Origin of the sequence: Sulfurimonas hydrogeniphila, assembly GCF_009068765.1 — a bacterium.
GTDB classification, from domain to species: domain Bacteria; phylum Campylobacterota; class Campylobacteria; order Campylobacterales; family Sulfurimonadaceae; genus Sulfurimonas; species Sulfurimonas hydrogeniphila.
In genome coordinates, this window is the sequence record NZ_CP035534.1 from 2215345 (window position 1) to 2227998 (window position 12654).

Annotated in this window: 14 protein-coding genes; 6 read left to right on the forward strand and 8 right to left on the reverse strand. The window is 39.8% G+C overall.

What is annotated here, in order from left to right:
• The first annotated feature begins 41 nt into the window (after positions 1 to 41).
• From ETP70_RS11695 to ETP70_RS11705, 3 genes are all read left to right on the forward strand, one after another.
• A complete protein-coding gene (locus ETP70_RS11695) occupies positions 42 to 1253 on the forward strand; it encodes a dicarboxylate/amino acid:cation symporter (RefSeq protein WP_151901345.1) in 1212 nt (403 codons plus the stop codon).
• The gene (locus ETP70_RS11700; protein WP_151901346.1) at positions 1231 to 2103 is read left to right on the forward strand and encodes a DMT family transporter; all 873 of its coding nucleotides are present in this window, start codon (positions 1231 to 1233) and stop codon (positions 2101 to 2103) included. The genes ETP70_RS11695 and ETP70_RS11700 overlap by 23 nt, the downstream gene beginning before the upstream one ends.
• 90 nt (positions 2104 to 2193) lie before the next feature.
• Positions 2194 to 3375 carry an NAD(P)/FAD-dependent oxidoreductase gene (locus ETP70_RS11705; RefSeq protein WP_151901347.1) on the forward strand — a complete coding sequence of 394 codons (1182 nt, stop codon included), beginning with the start codon at positions 2194 to 2196 and terminating at the stop codon, positions 3373 to 3375.
• A gap of 32 nt (positions 3376 to 3407) precedes the next feature.
• On the opposite strand, the gene ETP70_RS11710 is transcribed toward ETP70_RS11705, so the two are convergent.
• From ETP70_RS11710 to ETP70_RS11745, 8 genes are all read right to left on the reverse strand, one after another.
• Positions 3408 to 4448: a CNNM domain-containing protein gene (locus tag ETP70_RS11710; RefSeq protein ID WP_151901348.1), complete on the reverse strand. Its 1041-nt coding sequence runs from the start codon at positions 4446 to 4448 to the stop codon at positions 3408 to 3410.
• A 14-nt stretch (positions 4449 to 4462) separates the two neighbouring features.
• Complete coding sequence (gene mgtE / locus ETP70_RS11715; RefSeq protein ID WP_151901349.1) at positions 4463 to 5791, reverse strand: magnesium transporter; 1329 nt, start codon at positions 5789 to 5791, stop codon at positions 4463 to 4465.
• A gap of 19 nt (positions 5792 to 5810) precedes the next feature.
• Positions 5811 to 6554, reverse strand: coding sequence for a DUF481 domain-containing protein (locus ETP70_RS11720; protein ID WP_151901350.1), 744 nt, complete (start codon positions 6552 to 6554; stop codon positions 5811 to 5813).
• Positions 6555 to 6569: 15 nt separating this feature from the next.
• The gene (locus tag ETP70_RS11725) at positions 6570 to 7220 is read right to left on the reverse strand and encodes an AMIN domain-containing protein (RefSeq protein ID WP_151901351.1); all 651 of its coding nucleotides are present in this window, start codon (positions 7218 to 7220) and stop codon (positions 6570 to 6572) included.
• Between the two features lie 46 nt (positions 7221 to 7266).
• Positions 7267 to 7545 (reverse strand): hypothetical protein, encoded by a 279-nt coding sequence (locus ETP70_RS11730; protein ID WP_151901352.1) that lies wholly within the window; start codon positions 7543 to 7545, stop codon positions 7267 to 7269.
• 7 nt (positions 7546 to 7552) lie between these two features.
• The gene (gene eno / locus ETP70_RS11735; RefSeq protein WP_151901353.1) at positions 7553 to 8818 is read right to left on the reverse strand and encodes a phosphopyruvate hydratase; all 1266 of its coding nucleotides are present in this window, start codon (positions 8816 to 8818) and stop codon (positions 7553 to 7555) included.
• Between the two features lie 41 nt (positions 8819 to 8859).
• A complete protein-coding gene (gene recA / locus ETP70_RS11740; RefSeq protein WP_151901354.1) occupies positions 8860 to 9897 on the reverse strand; it encodes a recombinase RecA in 1038 nt (345 codons plus the stop codon).
• Between the two features lie 159 nt (positions 9898 to 10056).
• Positions 10057 to 10539 (reverse strand): hypothetical protein, encoded by a 483-nt coding sequence (locus ETP70_RS11745; protein ID WP_151901355.1) that lies wholly within the window; start codon positions 10537 to 10539, stop codon positions 10057 to 10059.
• Between the two features lie 103 nt (positions 10540 to 10642).
• On the opposite strand from ETP70_RS11745, the gene ETP70_RS11750 reads away from it, so the two are divergent.
• Genes ETP70_RS11750 through ETP70_RS11760 form a run of 3 tightly spaced genes read left to right on the forward strand, consistent with a single transcriptional unit; the run spans position 10643 to position 12573 of the window.
• Positions 10643 to 11506 (forward strand): menaquinone biosynthesis family protein, encoded by an 864-nt coding sequence (locus ETP70_RS11750; protein WP_151901356.1) that lies wholly within the window; start codon positions 10643 to 10645, stop codon positions 11504 to 11506.
• Positions 11507 to 11773 (forward strand): flagellar biosynthesis protein FliQ, encoded by a 267-nt coding sequence (gene fliQ / locus ETP70_RS11755; protein WP_151901357.1) that lies wholly within the window; start codon positions 11507 to 11509, stop codon positions 11771 to 11773. It abuts the gene before it with no gap.
• A complete protein-coding gene (locus tag ETP70_RS11760) occupies positions 11773 to 12573 on the forward strand; it encodes a UDP-N-acetylmuramate dehydrogenase (protein ID WP_151901358.1) in 801 nt (266 codons plus the stop codon). Before fliQ ends, ETP70_RS11760 begins: the two co-directional genes overlap by 1 nt.
• Positions 12574 to 12654 lie beyond the last annotated feature (81 nt).

Below are 12654 nucleotides of genomic sequence, written 5' to 3' on the forward strand. Positions count from 1 at the left end.
AAAACTCAATAATATTTACAAAGAAACAGAGGAAATGTAGAATGATCAAAAAAATAAAAAAATATGCAACGACAAATACCCTTGTCATCTTCGGTATTGTTTTTGGTGTTTTGTTTGGCATTTTTTTTCCCGAACTCGCCCTCAAACAAAAGATGATAGGAACCGCCTTTGTCTATTTTTTGAAGATGCTTGTCGTGCCTCTTGTTTTTGCCAGTATATTTGTCGCTATTCTTGGGCTTGGTTCTATTGAACATTTAAAACGGATGGGCCTCAAAACCATAGGGCTGTATGTTTTGACAACCGCTCTTGCCGTTACTGCCGCCATTGCTGTCATGAATATTTTTCACATTGGCGAGCATGTAAGCAGCAGTGGTCTTGCCTATGAAAAAGCGGCAGCACTGGCTCCTTTTTCTTTTGAGAATATGATTTTAAGCTTCATTCCTACCAATATATTTCATGCTCTTTCTGAGGGCAAGATGATGCAGATTATTATATTTGCTATTCTTTTTGGTGTGGCATCTCTCTACCTTGTTCCAAAACAAAAAGAGGCGCTCAGCACCCTCTTTACAGCCATCAGTGAAGCTATGCTCAAAATGGCAGAGTGGGTGATACTCCTTACTCCCATCGGTGTTTTTTCGCTCATCTCCTATGTTATTGCCGAGCAGGGAATTGATGTTGTCTTTGGGCTTTACAAATATGTTTTGGTCGTGATTGGCGTCATCATTTTTCATGGACTTGTTACTTTACCTGCAGTCCTGCGTTTTTTTACAAAAGTAAATCCCTACAGCTATCTCTCAGATGTAAGAGAAGCCCCGATTATGGCATTTTCCACAGCATCTTCTGCGGCTACGCTTCCTGTGAGTATGCGTGTTACCGAAGAGATGGGTGGTATCGACAAAAAAACTGCCTCTTTTGTTCTGCCTTTGGGGGCTACCGTTTCCATGGACGGTACAGCGGCCTATTTGAGTGTAGCTGTTTTATACATTGCCAATTTGGCGGGAGTCGCTTTGAGTTTGGGAGATCAGATTCTTTTAGGGATTACCGTTGTCGCGCTCAGTGTCGGTGTTGCGGCCCTGCCGAGTGCCTCACTTGTTATGATGGTGATTATACTCAACCAGCTTGGACTGCCTGTTGAATACATGGCTTTGATTGTAGCCGTGGACAGAATTCTTGATATGTGTCGTACCTCACTCAATGTCACCTCTGATTTGATTGTTACAAAAATAGTTGATGAATTTGAAAAACGACGATAGACGCTATGCGTATCTGCTCATTTTTTCCATGCTGCTCTGGGGCGGCGGCTGGACAGCTTTAAAAATTCTCACCACAGCAATGCCGATGGATGTCGTCATCTTTTGGCGGTTTTTTCTGATGAGCCTCGCATTTTTGCCCATTCTTTATTTTTTTAAAATTCCACTGACACTGACTCAGGGCTCATTCAAATATATCCTCGGCAGTTCTTTTTTAAATATAGCCTTTATGGTTTTTTCTTTTTTAGGCATAAAGTACGGTCTTGCGGGTGCGGGCAGTGTCATCATCACAACCTTCAGCCCTATTATGACCTTTTTGCTGGTTGCTGTGATTTTTAGGAGCAGACTCTCAACACGGCAGTATTTCGGGCTTTTGCTCGGGCTGGTCGGCGGCTATGTTTTACTCCAGCTTAACAATTTTTCTCTTTTTTTACACGGCTCAAATATCTACTTTTTACTCTGTGCCCTCATCTGGGCAGGAGTCACTCTGCTTTCGCAGCATTCGCAAAAACATATACATCCGGTCTATTACAGCTTTTTAATTTCTCTCATAGCTACTTTTTTCAGTTTTTTGTATGCCTTTAATGCAGACCTTGGTGCTGTTTTTACCCAGGGAGCAAAATTTTGGACTGCCCTGATTTATCTCGCCGTTTTGGGACAGACTGTCGCAACAACCATATTTTTTATTGCCAGCGGGAAACTCGGCAGTCAAAGGACAAGCTCTTTTATGTTTTTAGTGCCTTTTTTTGCTCTTTTTTCTGCCTGGTTTATATTGGACGAACCCTTACAGTTACACATAGTTATTGGTGGACTTATCAGTATGTTTGCGGTATACTTTATAAACAAAAAGTAAAAATGACGATAAAAATAGCCAGTTTAATCTAATTTTAACATCAAATCAGATAATATACCTTATAACTGTAACAAATAAAAGGGCCAAAAGATGAAAAAAGTACTTATATTGGGAGGCGGTTTTGCAGGTGTTGATGCTGCAATCCACTTAAGAAAACTGAATTATGATGTTACTTTAGTCAGTAACAGAGACTATTTTTACATATATCCTACTTCCATCTGGATACCGACACATGAAAGTGAATTCCAAAACGTCTGTGTTGATTTGCGAGAATTGCAAAATGCACACGGGTTTACCCTTGTTATTGACGACGTGACCGAAATATCAAAAAAAGAAAACAGTGTTACTTTGAAAAACTCAGGAACTCTTGATGATTATGACTATCTTGTTATTGCCATGGGTGCTGCAAAAATGAAAGCACCGGGCATAGAAAACACACTTTCTATCTGTGGCGCACCAGAACAGTCATTACAAATCAGAGATGCTCTGGACATCCTTGTCAAAAAAGGAAGCGGTAAAATCTGTATGGGCTTTGGAGGCAATCCGAAAGACAGTTCGGCAGTGCGTGGTGGACCGGGATTTGAGCTCCTCTTTAATGTGCACAATATGCTCAAAGCAAAAGGCATCAGAGAGAATTTTGAGCTGACTTTTTTCGCTCCAATGGCTGAACCCGGCAAACGGATGGGCCCCCAGGCTCTGAAAATGATGGATATGATGTTTAAAAAACTGAATATCAAACAGCATTTTGGTAAAAAAATAAAACAGTTCGACAAAGACGCTATAGTCTTTGAAGATGACACAAAGCTCGCCTCCGATTTTACCATGTTCATTCCTGCCGGAGACGGGCATGAAGTCATAAAGAATTCGGACTTGCCGACAAATGAAGCCGGATTTGTCAAAACAGACGACACCTCCTGCGTCTTAAACAAGGATGGCTCTTTAAGTAATATTTATGCCATTGGGGATGTTGCAGCACTCGAAGGATACGACTGGCGGGCAAAACAGGGTCATATTGCCGAGGTAATGGCAAAAAATACAGCACACAATATCGATCAGCGTGACAACGGCGGCAGTGATTTTAAAGGCTACCATGAGCATTTGAATATTTTATGCGTTATGGATACCGGAGACGGTGCGGCCTTTGTCTACAGAGACGAAAAACGTGCATTTATGCTTCCAATGCCTGTCATTGGACACTGGCTGAAAAAAGCCTGGGGATTATACTGCCGTAATTCTAAACTCGGTAAAATTCCTAGAATTCCCGGGATGTAAAAGTAGCTGTCCTAAAGAGTGTTGCACTCTTTTCAGCGTTCTTTCAGCTTCCGTTTGAGTTTCATTTTTCTTTTTGCCAGCTCTCTCATATCTTCGGTTGTATCACTCTCATCCATAATCTCCAAGCCCAGTATTGTTTCTATACAGTCCTCAAGAGTGATTATTCCCTCTGTCTGGTCATAATTGTCTGTCACTAAAAACATATGGTCTTTTTTCTTTATAAACATATCCAGTGCTTTGCTTACCGGTATGTTTTCATTGATAATAAATATCTCTTTTTTGATATAAGACAAAGGTACATTGTCATCTTGGAGTGCCTGTTTAAATATCTTTTTTGTCAGTACCAGCCCTGTTACATTTTCTATGGAACCTTTAAAAATCGGTATCCTGGAAAATTTAAAAATTGCCGGCTGGGTCTTGATAACATCTTTGATGAGCATATCTTCATCCAAAGCAAAAACAACACTTCGCGGCGTGAGAATTTCACTCACTTTGATATTGTCAAGATTCAGTATATTTTCAATGACATCTGACTCTTTTTCATCTATCACCCCTTCATCTTCACTCATCAACATACTCTCAAGCAGTTCCTGTTTTGTTAAAGAGTTGGAATCCTTTTTCCCTTTTGATATTTTATTTGTAACAGCCAGAGTTGTCAGTATTATAGGATATGTAATCCATATGAAAACCCGAATAAAATATGCTGCCACAGGCGCCAGCTGTTTCCAGTAAATTGCCCCAATTGTTTTTGGAATTATCTCAGATATAAACAAAATTGCAAAAGTTAATACAACTGATACATACACAACGGCATCATTCCCAAATATTTTTGAAGCCTGTGCACCTACTGCCGCAGCACCGAGAGTATTAGCAATGGTATTTAAAATAAGCACCGAAGCAATTGATTTGTGAATATCTTCTTTGTGATGACGAAGAAGCTTTCCTACAGCAGGTTTCTCTTTTTCTAACACTGCCACATAAGACATATTGATAGAGAGTAATACCGACTCTAATATTGAGCACAAAAACGAAATGCCGACAGAAAGAAGAAAAAATATGAGTAATAGTTCCAAGTTTTACAGTTCCTTTAAAGTAATATATATTTTGCCAATGCCAAAAAGCTGAAAAAGCCGACAACATCAGTCACTGTTGTTAAAATAACAGTACTCCCTATAGCAGGGTCTATGCCAAGTATTTTGAGCAACAAGGGAATCATTGCTCCAAAAAATCCGGCCATTAACAGATTGATTATCATACTTAATCCAATAACTACTCCAAGCATCGGTATATGAAACCACAACCATGCTATTATACCCATTACTACAGCAAAAAGCAGACCATTCATCAGGGAGATGACAACCTCTTTTTTTATGGTTCTAAAGGCATCTGTCTGCGATATTTCACCCAAAGCGAGTTGGCGTACAACAACTGTCAGACTCTGCGTTCCGGCATTGCCTCCCATGGAAGCGACTATGGGCATTAAAACAGCAAGCGCAACCATGGAGTTAATCGTGTCTGAAAACAAACCGATAACCAAAGAAGCGGCAATGGCTGTTAAAAGATTGATTCCCAGCCATGTTGCACGCTTTTTCGTCGCCTTGAGAACATCTTCATCCTCTTCCGCTTCGTCATCAACACCGGCAAGATTATACATCTGCTCTGTTGCATGTTCATTAATGATGTCATAAATATCGTCAGAGGTGATACGACCGACCAGAATTCCTTCATCATTGACAACCGGCATAACTGAAAGGTCATACTCTTTAAAATAGTTGACAACCTCTTTGATATCTTCCGTATCTCGTGCACTTTTAGGTTCAAAAGACTCTTCACTCTGCTCAATATTTTCTTTGACAGTCTTTGAAAAATCAAATATGAGCAGGTCATCCAGACCTACAGTATACAAAAGTCTGTTGTTGCTGTCTACTATAAACAGATTTTGAACATTTTCGAGTTCATTCTCTTTTCTTAAACGGGCAAACCGTTTAATGACATCCTGAACAATTTCATCCTCTTTTGCAGTAAACACCTCAAGCTGCATGTAAGCACCGGCTTGATTTTCATCATACTTTTTGAGTTTTGCAATTTCATGTTTGTCTTCGGCATCAAGCTTGTGAAATACTTCTGAAGCTTTATCTTCATCAACATCTTCCAACTCTTGCATAAACTCAAGCTGATCATCCGATTCAAGTTCACTTACAGCATGAGAAAGTTCCTCTGCATTAAAATTTTCGACCACATCATCAAAATATCTGTCAGGCAGAGCCAGTGCAACATCGCCTACCAGGTCTTTTGGAACCAGTTTTATAGCCTCACTGAAATCTTTGTCATTTAAGCCTTTTAAAATTTTTGCTATTTCAGCCGGGTGCATTTCACTGCTGCTGTGTGATTGTAAATATTTATTCAGTTCTTTCATCTGTTATCTTATGTTCTTTTTAAAAATCATACACAAAACTTGTCTTTTGGGAAAAATCATATTTTTTTACTCCAATAGCAGGCCTTGTATCCTGATTGTATGTCAATTCAAAATTAATTGAAAGCTGTTTGTATATTGTAATTCTTAATTCTGCTGCGTTGGATGCTATGGTATCACTCACCACATCTGCTCTGGGCTGGTAGTAGCCAATGTATGAAAATCTCACATTCCTGCTAAATCTGTTTTTATATGCAATATACATATTTAATCTTAAATTATGCTCACTCGGATCAACATTTGTCGTATAGCTGATATATTCGCTAAAACAGCCAAATCCCACATAAATATTTCCATACCCCTGCATTTGTGTATGGTATCTCAGGCCAAGACCGGCTAACAGCCTTTTTTCTATTTTTGTAAACTTGTTTGTCTGGGACTGTACAAAAGCTTCCCAGTTCAAATGTTTCTTATAGAGTGTATGAATATAGCGCAGATGCGCATACGTGTTTTGTCTGTTTAACACTCCTGATGCTTTCGCGTAATTAAATGCTATATCGCTCCATGTCACATAGGAGCTGTTATTGTCATATATCATACGCAATCCTGCACTGTACTCATCGGTATCGGTATTGCCGCGTGTTGTGGAAAAAGAGCCTTTAACACCGCCACTCAGCCCTGGCTGTTTTCCTATATCCACTGGTGCTATGGTAATGACAGCCTCCAAATTAACCAAAAACAGTACCAATATAATCAAAAACTTCATCTACAACCTTGTATTTTATAAAAGTGTAATTATATATCCTCCACGGATATAATCCAGTTTATAGCTGTAATACCCGTCGAGTTCTATCACAACCCTGTAGTAGCCTTTATGTGTTCCCAGTCGTATTTTTGTAAAAAGCGACCCCTCTTTTAAACTTTTTATCAGGCTGCCTATATCGGTATCACGCTTAAAATCACAGACAATTCTATGTGGTTTTACCAACAAAAAATTTCTCAGCATTTTATCTTTTGTCACAATCTTGAGTTTGTTCTTTTTGACATAAAATGCTATAAACTTTAATGATGCGACTTTTTTGTATTTTATTTTTACACTGCTTTTTTTTATCTGTTTTTCAATAAACTGTGTACTGTCGGATTCATTATAGTTTTGTGAAATAAAAACAGGCAAATGCCAGTCTATCGCATTTTGGATAGTGACTTTTTTATGTGCAATCGAACCGTCCAGGTTTTTATATGTCACGGTAACACTTTCAATCGTTCGTGCAGTGGAGGGTAATGTCACAGTGGCTCTTTTGAGCATCGGCAGTTTTGTTGTCTGATTGGATGTTAAAGGGATATCCTGTCCACTCTGTACCGGGAAAAAGGGATTTTCTCTTGCATGAAGCATCATAAAAAAGAGACTTAAAAACAACAAAACTCTTATCATAATAACAAACCCTATTTTTTTAATACATTATAGCAAATTTATATGATTATTGTGCAGAAATTTCTTTGAGTTCAAAATACTCGCGTTGAAGTTCAGCATTTTCTTTTTTCAAATGCACCACTTCATTTTGAAGATAGTTCTCATACTCCTGCAAACCAAAGAGAACTTCAAGGGAGTTTGTACCGTACAAAAGTACACCCAAATATATCCCCAGTCCTATCACCAGAGCAAACAGGAGAAAAAACTTTTTTAAAGAGAGTCCCAGATATTTTTGAGTAATTGTCTGGGATGTGTCAATCTCTTCAAAAAGTTCTTCTTTGTTCATCAGGTACCTAGCTAAACAGTGCCGAACCTAAATACTCACTGTAGACTGTTTCATTTTCAATTTCCAGCAAACGATTGTATTTTGCGGTTCTTTCACCTCTCGCAGTCGAACCTGTTTTAATCTGACCACAGTTAAGTGCCGTAGCAAAATCAGCGATAAACGCATCTTCACTCTCACCTGAACGATGGCTCATTACACAGGTGTAACCGTTTCTTTGGGCAAGACGAACTGTCAGCATAGTCTCGCTTACTGAACCGATTTGGTTTGGCTTGATTAAAATAGAGTTTGCTATACCTTTTTGAATACCCTCATTCAATATAGCGGCATTGGTAACAAACAAATCATCACCGACAATCTGAATTTTATTGCCGAGTTTTTCAGTCATAAGCTTAAATCCGTCCCAGTCATCTTCGCTTAATCCGTCTTCAATTGAGACAATCGGATACTTTTGACACAGATTTTCATAGTAGGCTACCAGCTCTTCACTGCTGAGTGTGCGATCTTCTGACTCCAGTCTGTATCCACCCTCTGTAACAATCTCGCTTGCTGCAACATCGAGTGCAATCCCAATCTCTTCACCTGGTTTGTACCCTGCTTTTTCAATCGCTTCCATGATAACCTGAATAGGCTCCTCATTCGAACTCAGATCCGGTGCAAAACCACCCTCGTCGCCAAGCGCTGTACTGTGTCCTTTTGCAGCTAAAATAGATTTCAGGTTATGGTACACTTCAGCAGCGGCGCGTAAAGACGTTGCAAAATCTTCAAAGCCGACAGGCATAATCATATACTCTTGAAAGTCTACGTTATTGTCAGCATGGCTTCCGCCATTGATGATATTGAGCATCGGTGTCGGCATAACCATTGCATTGGCTCCGCCCAAATAGCGGTACAAAGGAATATCAAGACTCTGTGCAGCTGCACGTGCAACCGCCATAGAAACGCCAAGAACAGCATTTGCCCCGAGATTTCCATAGTTTTGTGTTCCGTCAAGCTCTTTCATTGTTGCATCAATGACAGCCTGGTTAAAAGGACTCATCCCGATAAGCACATCAGAAATCTGAGAATTCACATTTTCAACAGCCTTTAAAACACCTTTGCCCATGTAGCGATCACCGCCGTCACGCAACTCCAAAGCTTCACGTTTTCCGGTACTTGCCCCTGAGGGTACTATTGCGCTTGCGGTTGTTCCGTCACTCAGTCTTACTGTCGCTTTTACTGTCGGATTCCCGCGGGAGTCCATTACTTCAATTGCACTTACATCATCAATAAACATATATCATACCTTCTTAAAAATTTTAAATATTCAAAGGCTTTTTATGCGTCGGCTTCTGCTATATCAGAAGTATCCATCGTCATAAGAGAGCTCATGCCCATCGCCTGTTTAACCTTCTCTTCAATCTCAGCTGCAAGTTCCGGCTCATCTTTAAATTTCGCCTTGACATTTTCACGGCCTTGACCAAGTTTGGTCTCTCCATAAGAAAACCAAGCCCCGCTTTTGTCTATTATGTCTAATTTTACACCATAGTCAACGAGCTCACCCTCTTTTGAGATTCCTTCTCCGAACATTATATCAAATTCTGCCTGACGAAAAGGAGGGGCCACTTTATTTTTAATTACTTTTGCTTTGACTCTGTTACCAATTTGACTCTCCCCCTGCTTCAGTGAAGCTATACGACGCACGTCTATACGGACAGAAGCATAAAATTTTAAAGCATTCCCGCCTGATGTTGTCTCAGGTGAGCCATACCCCATCATACCGATTTTCATACGAATCTGGTTGATAAATATAATCGTACAGTTCATTTTGCTCAGCACACCTGTGAGCTTTCGCAATGCCTTAGACATAAGACGGGCCTGAACACCGACCTGCTGATCATTCATCTCACCTTCAAGTTCAACTTTTGGTGTCAATGCGGCCACGGAATCTATAACAATCAGATCAATAGCACCGCTTCGTGCAATCGTCTCTACAATATCAAGTGCCTGTTCAGCATAATCAGGCTGAGAAACCAGAAGATTGTCAATATCTACGCCAAGATTCTTCGCATAGATGACATCAAGTGCATGTTCTGCATCTATAAAAGCGCATACCCCTCCGGCCTTTTGGCATTCAGACGTAATTTGGAGCGCCAAAGTTGTCTTACCGGAGCTCTCCGGCCCGTATATCTCAACGACTCTTCCCTGCGGTACACCGCCTATTCCAAGTGCCAAATCAAGCCCCAAAGAACCTGTACTTATAGACCGGATCGGCACAATATCCTTATCACCAAGGCGCATTAAAGCACCTTTGCCAAAGGCTTTATCTATCTGCTTCATCGCCAAGTCTAATGATTTTTGTTTGTTTGCATCCATTTTGGACTCACTTATTATGAAATTTAGACTTATTTTATGTAAAAATTTGCAATATGCTTAAATTTATGTCATTTTGCCATATTTTTAATCATATTCTTTTTCCATAGAATTTGATGAAATTTTAGCTAAAAAACATAAAAAGAAGTAAATAAAAATAATTTACTTTTCACCTGCAGTTTTTTCTGCTATTTCTACGGCAGCTTCATCTCCATGCACAATAACCAGTATTTTGTTCTCCTGTATCATATCTCCGTATTTTTCCGCCAAAGATTTTTCTATGCCCAAATCAACAAGCCAGGCCGTCATCGCTCCGGTTGCGCCAAACATTACAGCCCCTGCTGCCATCCCTGCGATAGATGCAAGTATTCGCCCCGTTGCCACTATAGGTCCGACACCCGGAGCCCAGAAGAGAATACCGCCCATCAGAAGTCCCCAGAGTCCGCCCCAAAAAGCACCCTGTTCACCCCAAAATATAATGTTTTCACTGTGTTTTTTATACTTAAATTCGTTTTTTTCTTCCTGTTCTCCTTTAGCTATTACTGAAATATATTTTTTCAGTACACCGTTTGCCAGCAGTTTATTGACAAATTCTGCTGCCTCATCGTAGTTATCATAGACTTTTACCAATGCTTCTTTGCTCATAACTGTTCTCCTTATATTAAAAATAATGTTATTTAATTATACTCCCATTATTATTAATTTAATCAAAAAGTTCTTTTTATCTATTTTTCGATAAAATAAACCTATGAAAAAAACTCTTATTGCACATTCACCTGACGCAGACGATATTTTTATGTACTATGCCATCAAATTCGGCTGGGTAGATATGAAAGATACACACTTTGACAATATTGCAAAAGATATACAAACCCTCAATGAGGATGCACTTAACGGTGTTTATGATATTGTAGCCATCAGCTTTGCCCTCTATCCGAATATCAGAGAAGAGTATGCTCCTCTTCGGACCGCTGTAAGTTTCGGTGAAGGTTATGGCCCTAAGCTTATCAAAAGAAAGGGTCAGCGACTCAGACGAAATTTTAAAGTGGCTCTCAGCGGAAAACATACAACCAATGCAATGCTTTTTCGCATCGCCTACCCTGAGGCACGCATAAGCTATATGAATTTTCTGGAAATAGAGAATGCCGTCAAAGAGGGGAAAGTGGATGCCGGAGTACTGATACATGAAAGCATATTAACTTTTGCGGACGAACTTGAAGTAGAGCGTGAAATGTGGGATATCTGGCAGGAACTTGCCGGCAAAGAGTTGCCGCTGCCTCTTGGAGGTATGGCAATCCGTCGCTCTTTGCCTCTCAATCGTGCAATAGATTATGAAAAAACACTGACAAAAGCAGTGCAGGTTGCCCGTGACCACAAAGAGAGACTCTCACACATGCTTATAGAACGTGACCTGGTCCGCATAGATGCACAGACACTTGCAAAATATCTTGAACTCTATGCAAATGATGACTCCATCACCCTCAGCGATATTCAATACGAAGCCATCGACAAACTTTTTGAGATAGGCTATGAACACGGATTTTACGACAAACCTGTTGCAATCAGAGACTATCTGATCCCTACAGAGTATACGGCACTGAGAGAGTCATAAATGGAAGCAAAACTCGTAGCACTTGGCGTACAGACATTTCAGATTGCACTCTATCTTGCACTTCCCGGACTCCTTACAGGTATGTTTTTGGGACTTGCTGTCAGTATTTTCCAGGCTACAACACAAATCAATGAAATGACGCTCTCTTTCATTCCAAAAATAATCGGTGTGGTTATCGTCATCGTCCTTACAATGCCCTGGATGCTCAACGAGATGACAGACTTTTCTGTCGGTGTATTTAATATGATTCCCACCTTTGTCGAGTAATGCAGTTTAAAAGTATCGATTTTTCAAAATATTCCTCTTTTAAAATAGGGAATGTTGTTGATGTTGCTCTTTTAGAAGAAGATTTTACAGATCTGGCAGACTACACTCTCATAGGGTCCTGCAATAATACTCTTATAGGACCCAATCCACCAAAACTGATGATGCTCGATAAAAAATACAACTATATAAAAATAAACAACGGTCTTTTAAAAATCGGCGGAGCAACACCCTCGGGTAAAATTGCCTCTTTTTGTAAAAAGCACAATATCGCAAACTTTGAATTTCTTTCCCATCTTCCGGGAAAACTCGGTGGTCTTGTTTATATGAATGCCGGACTCAAAGAGTTTGAAATTTTTAACAATCTTATCAGTATTACCACCCCCTCCGGGTTACATGTAAAAGAGGAGATACAATTTGGTTACAGAAAAACAAATATCAAAGAACCCATACTTGAAGCAGCTTTTTCTTTAACATATGGTTTTAGTCAGGAAAAAGTAACAATGTTTAAAAAAATGCGCGCCAACCAGCCTGCAACCCCGAGTGCAGGCAGCTGTTTTAAAAACCCCGAAGGTGATTATGCCGGCAGACTGATAGAGGCGGTAGGACTCAAAGGCAAAAGAGTCGGCAATATAGAGTTCAGCAGAGTCCATGCAAATTTTTTAGTCAATCACGGAAACGGCAGTTTTGAGGATGCCGTTTTTCTTATAACTGAAGCACAAAAAAAAGTTTTTAACAACTTTGGAATAAAACTAGAGTTAGAAATCGTAATTTTAGACACAAAAACAAAAACACTCTTTTAACTTGCATGCAACCGCTGTTTTTTTCACTCTCAGCCCACCCTGAAGGATGGGTTCCAAATAATCCCGGAAACCCGTACTTTT

Coding starts and splice junctions, on each gene's coding strand:
- ETP70_RS11695 (WP_151901345.1), top strand. CDS start 42: ATGATCAAAAAAATAAAAAAATATGCAACGACAAATACCCTTGTCATC.
- ETP70_RS11700 (WP_151901346.1), top strand. CDS start 1,231: ATGAATTTGAAAAACGACGATAGACGCTATGCGTATCTGCTCATTTTT.
- ETP70_RS11705 (WP_151901347.1), top strand. CDS start 2,194: ATGAAAAAAGTACTTATATTGGGAGGCGGTTTTGCAGGTGTTGATGCT.
- mgtE (WP_151901349.1), bottom strand. CDS start 5,791: ATGAAAGAACTGAATAAATATTTACAATCACACAGCAGCAGTGAAATG.
- ETP70_RS11720 (WP_151901350.1), bottom strand. CDS start 6,554: ATGAAGTTTTTGATTATATTGGTACTGTTTTTGGTTAATTTGGAGGCT.
- ETP70_RS11725 (WP_151901351.1), bottom strand. CDS start 7,220: ATGATAAGAGTTTTGTTGTTTTTAAGTCTCTTTTTTATGATGCTTCAT.
- ETP70_RS11730 (WP_151901352.1), bottom strand. CDS start 7,545: ATGAACAAAGAAGAACTTTTTGAAGAGATTGACACATCCCAGACAATT.
- eno (WP_151901353.1), bottom strand. CDS start 8,818: ATGTTTATTGATGATGTAAGTGCAATTGAAGTAATGGACTCCCGCGGG.
- recA (WP_151901354.1), bottom strand. CDS start 9,897: ATGGATGCAAACAAACAAAAATCATTAGACTTGGCGATGAAGCAGATA.
- ETP70_RS11745 (WP_151901355.1), bottom strand. CDS start 10,539: ATGAGCAAAGAAGCATTGGTAAAAGTCTATGATAACTACGATGAGGCA.
- ETP70_RS11750 (WP_151901356.1), top strand. CDS start 10,643: ATGAAAAAAACTCTTATTGCACATTCACCTGACGCAGACGATATTTTT.
- fliQ (WP_151901357.1), top strand. CDS start 11,507: ATGGAAGCAAAACTCGTAGCACTTGGCGTACAGACATTTCAGATTGCA.
- ETP70_RS11760 (WP_151901358.1), top strand. CDS start 11,773: ATGCAGTTTAAAAGTATCGATTTTTCAAAATATTCCTCTTTTAAAATA.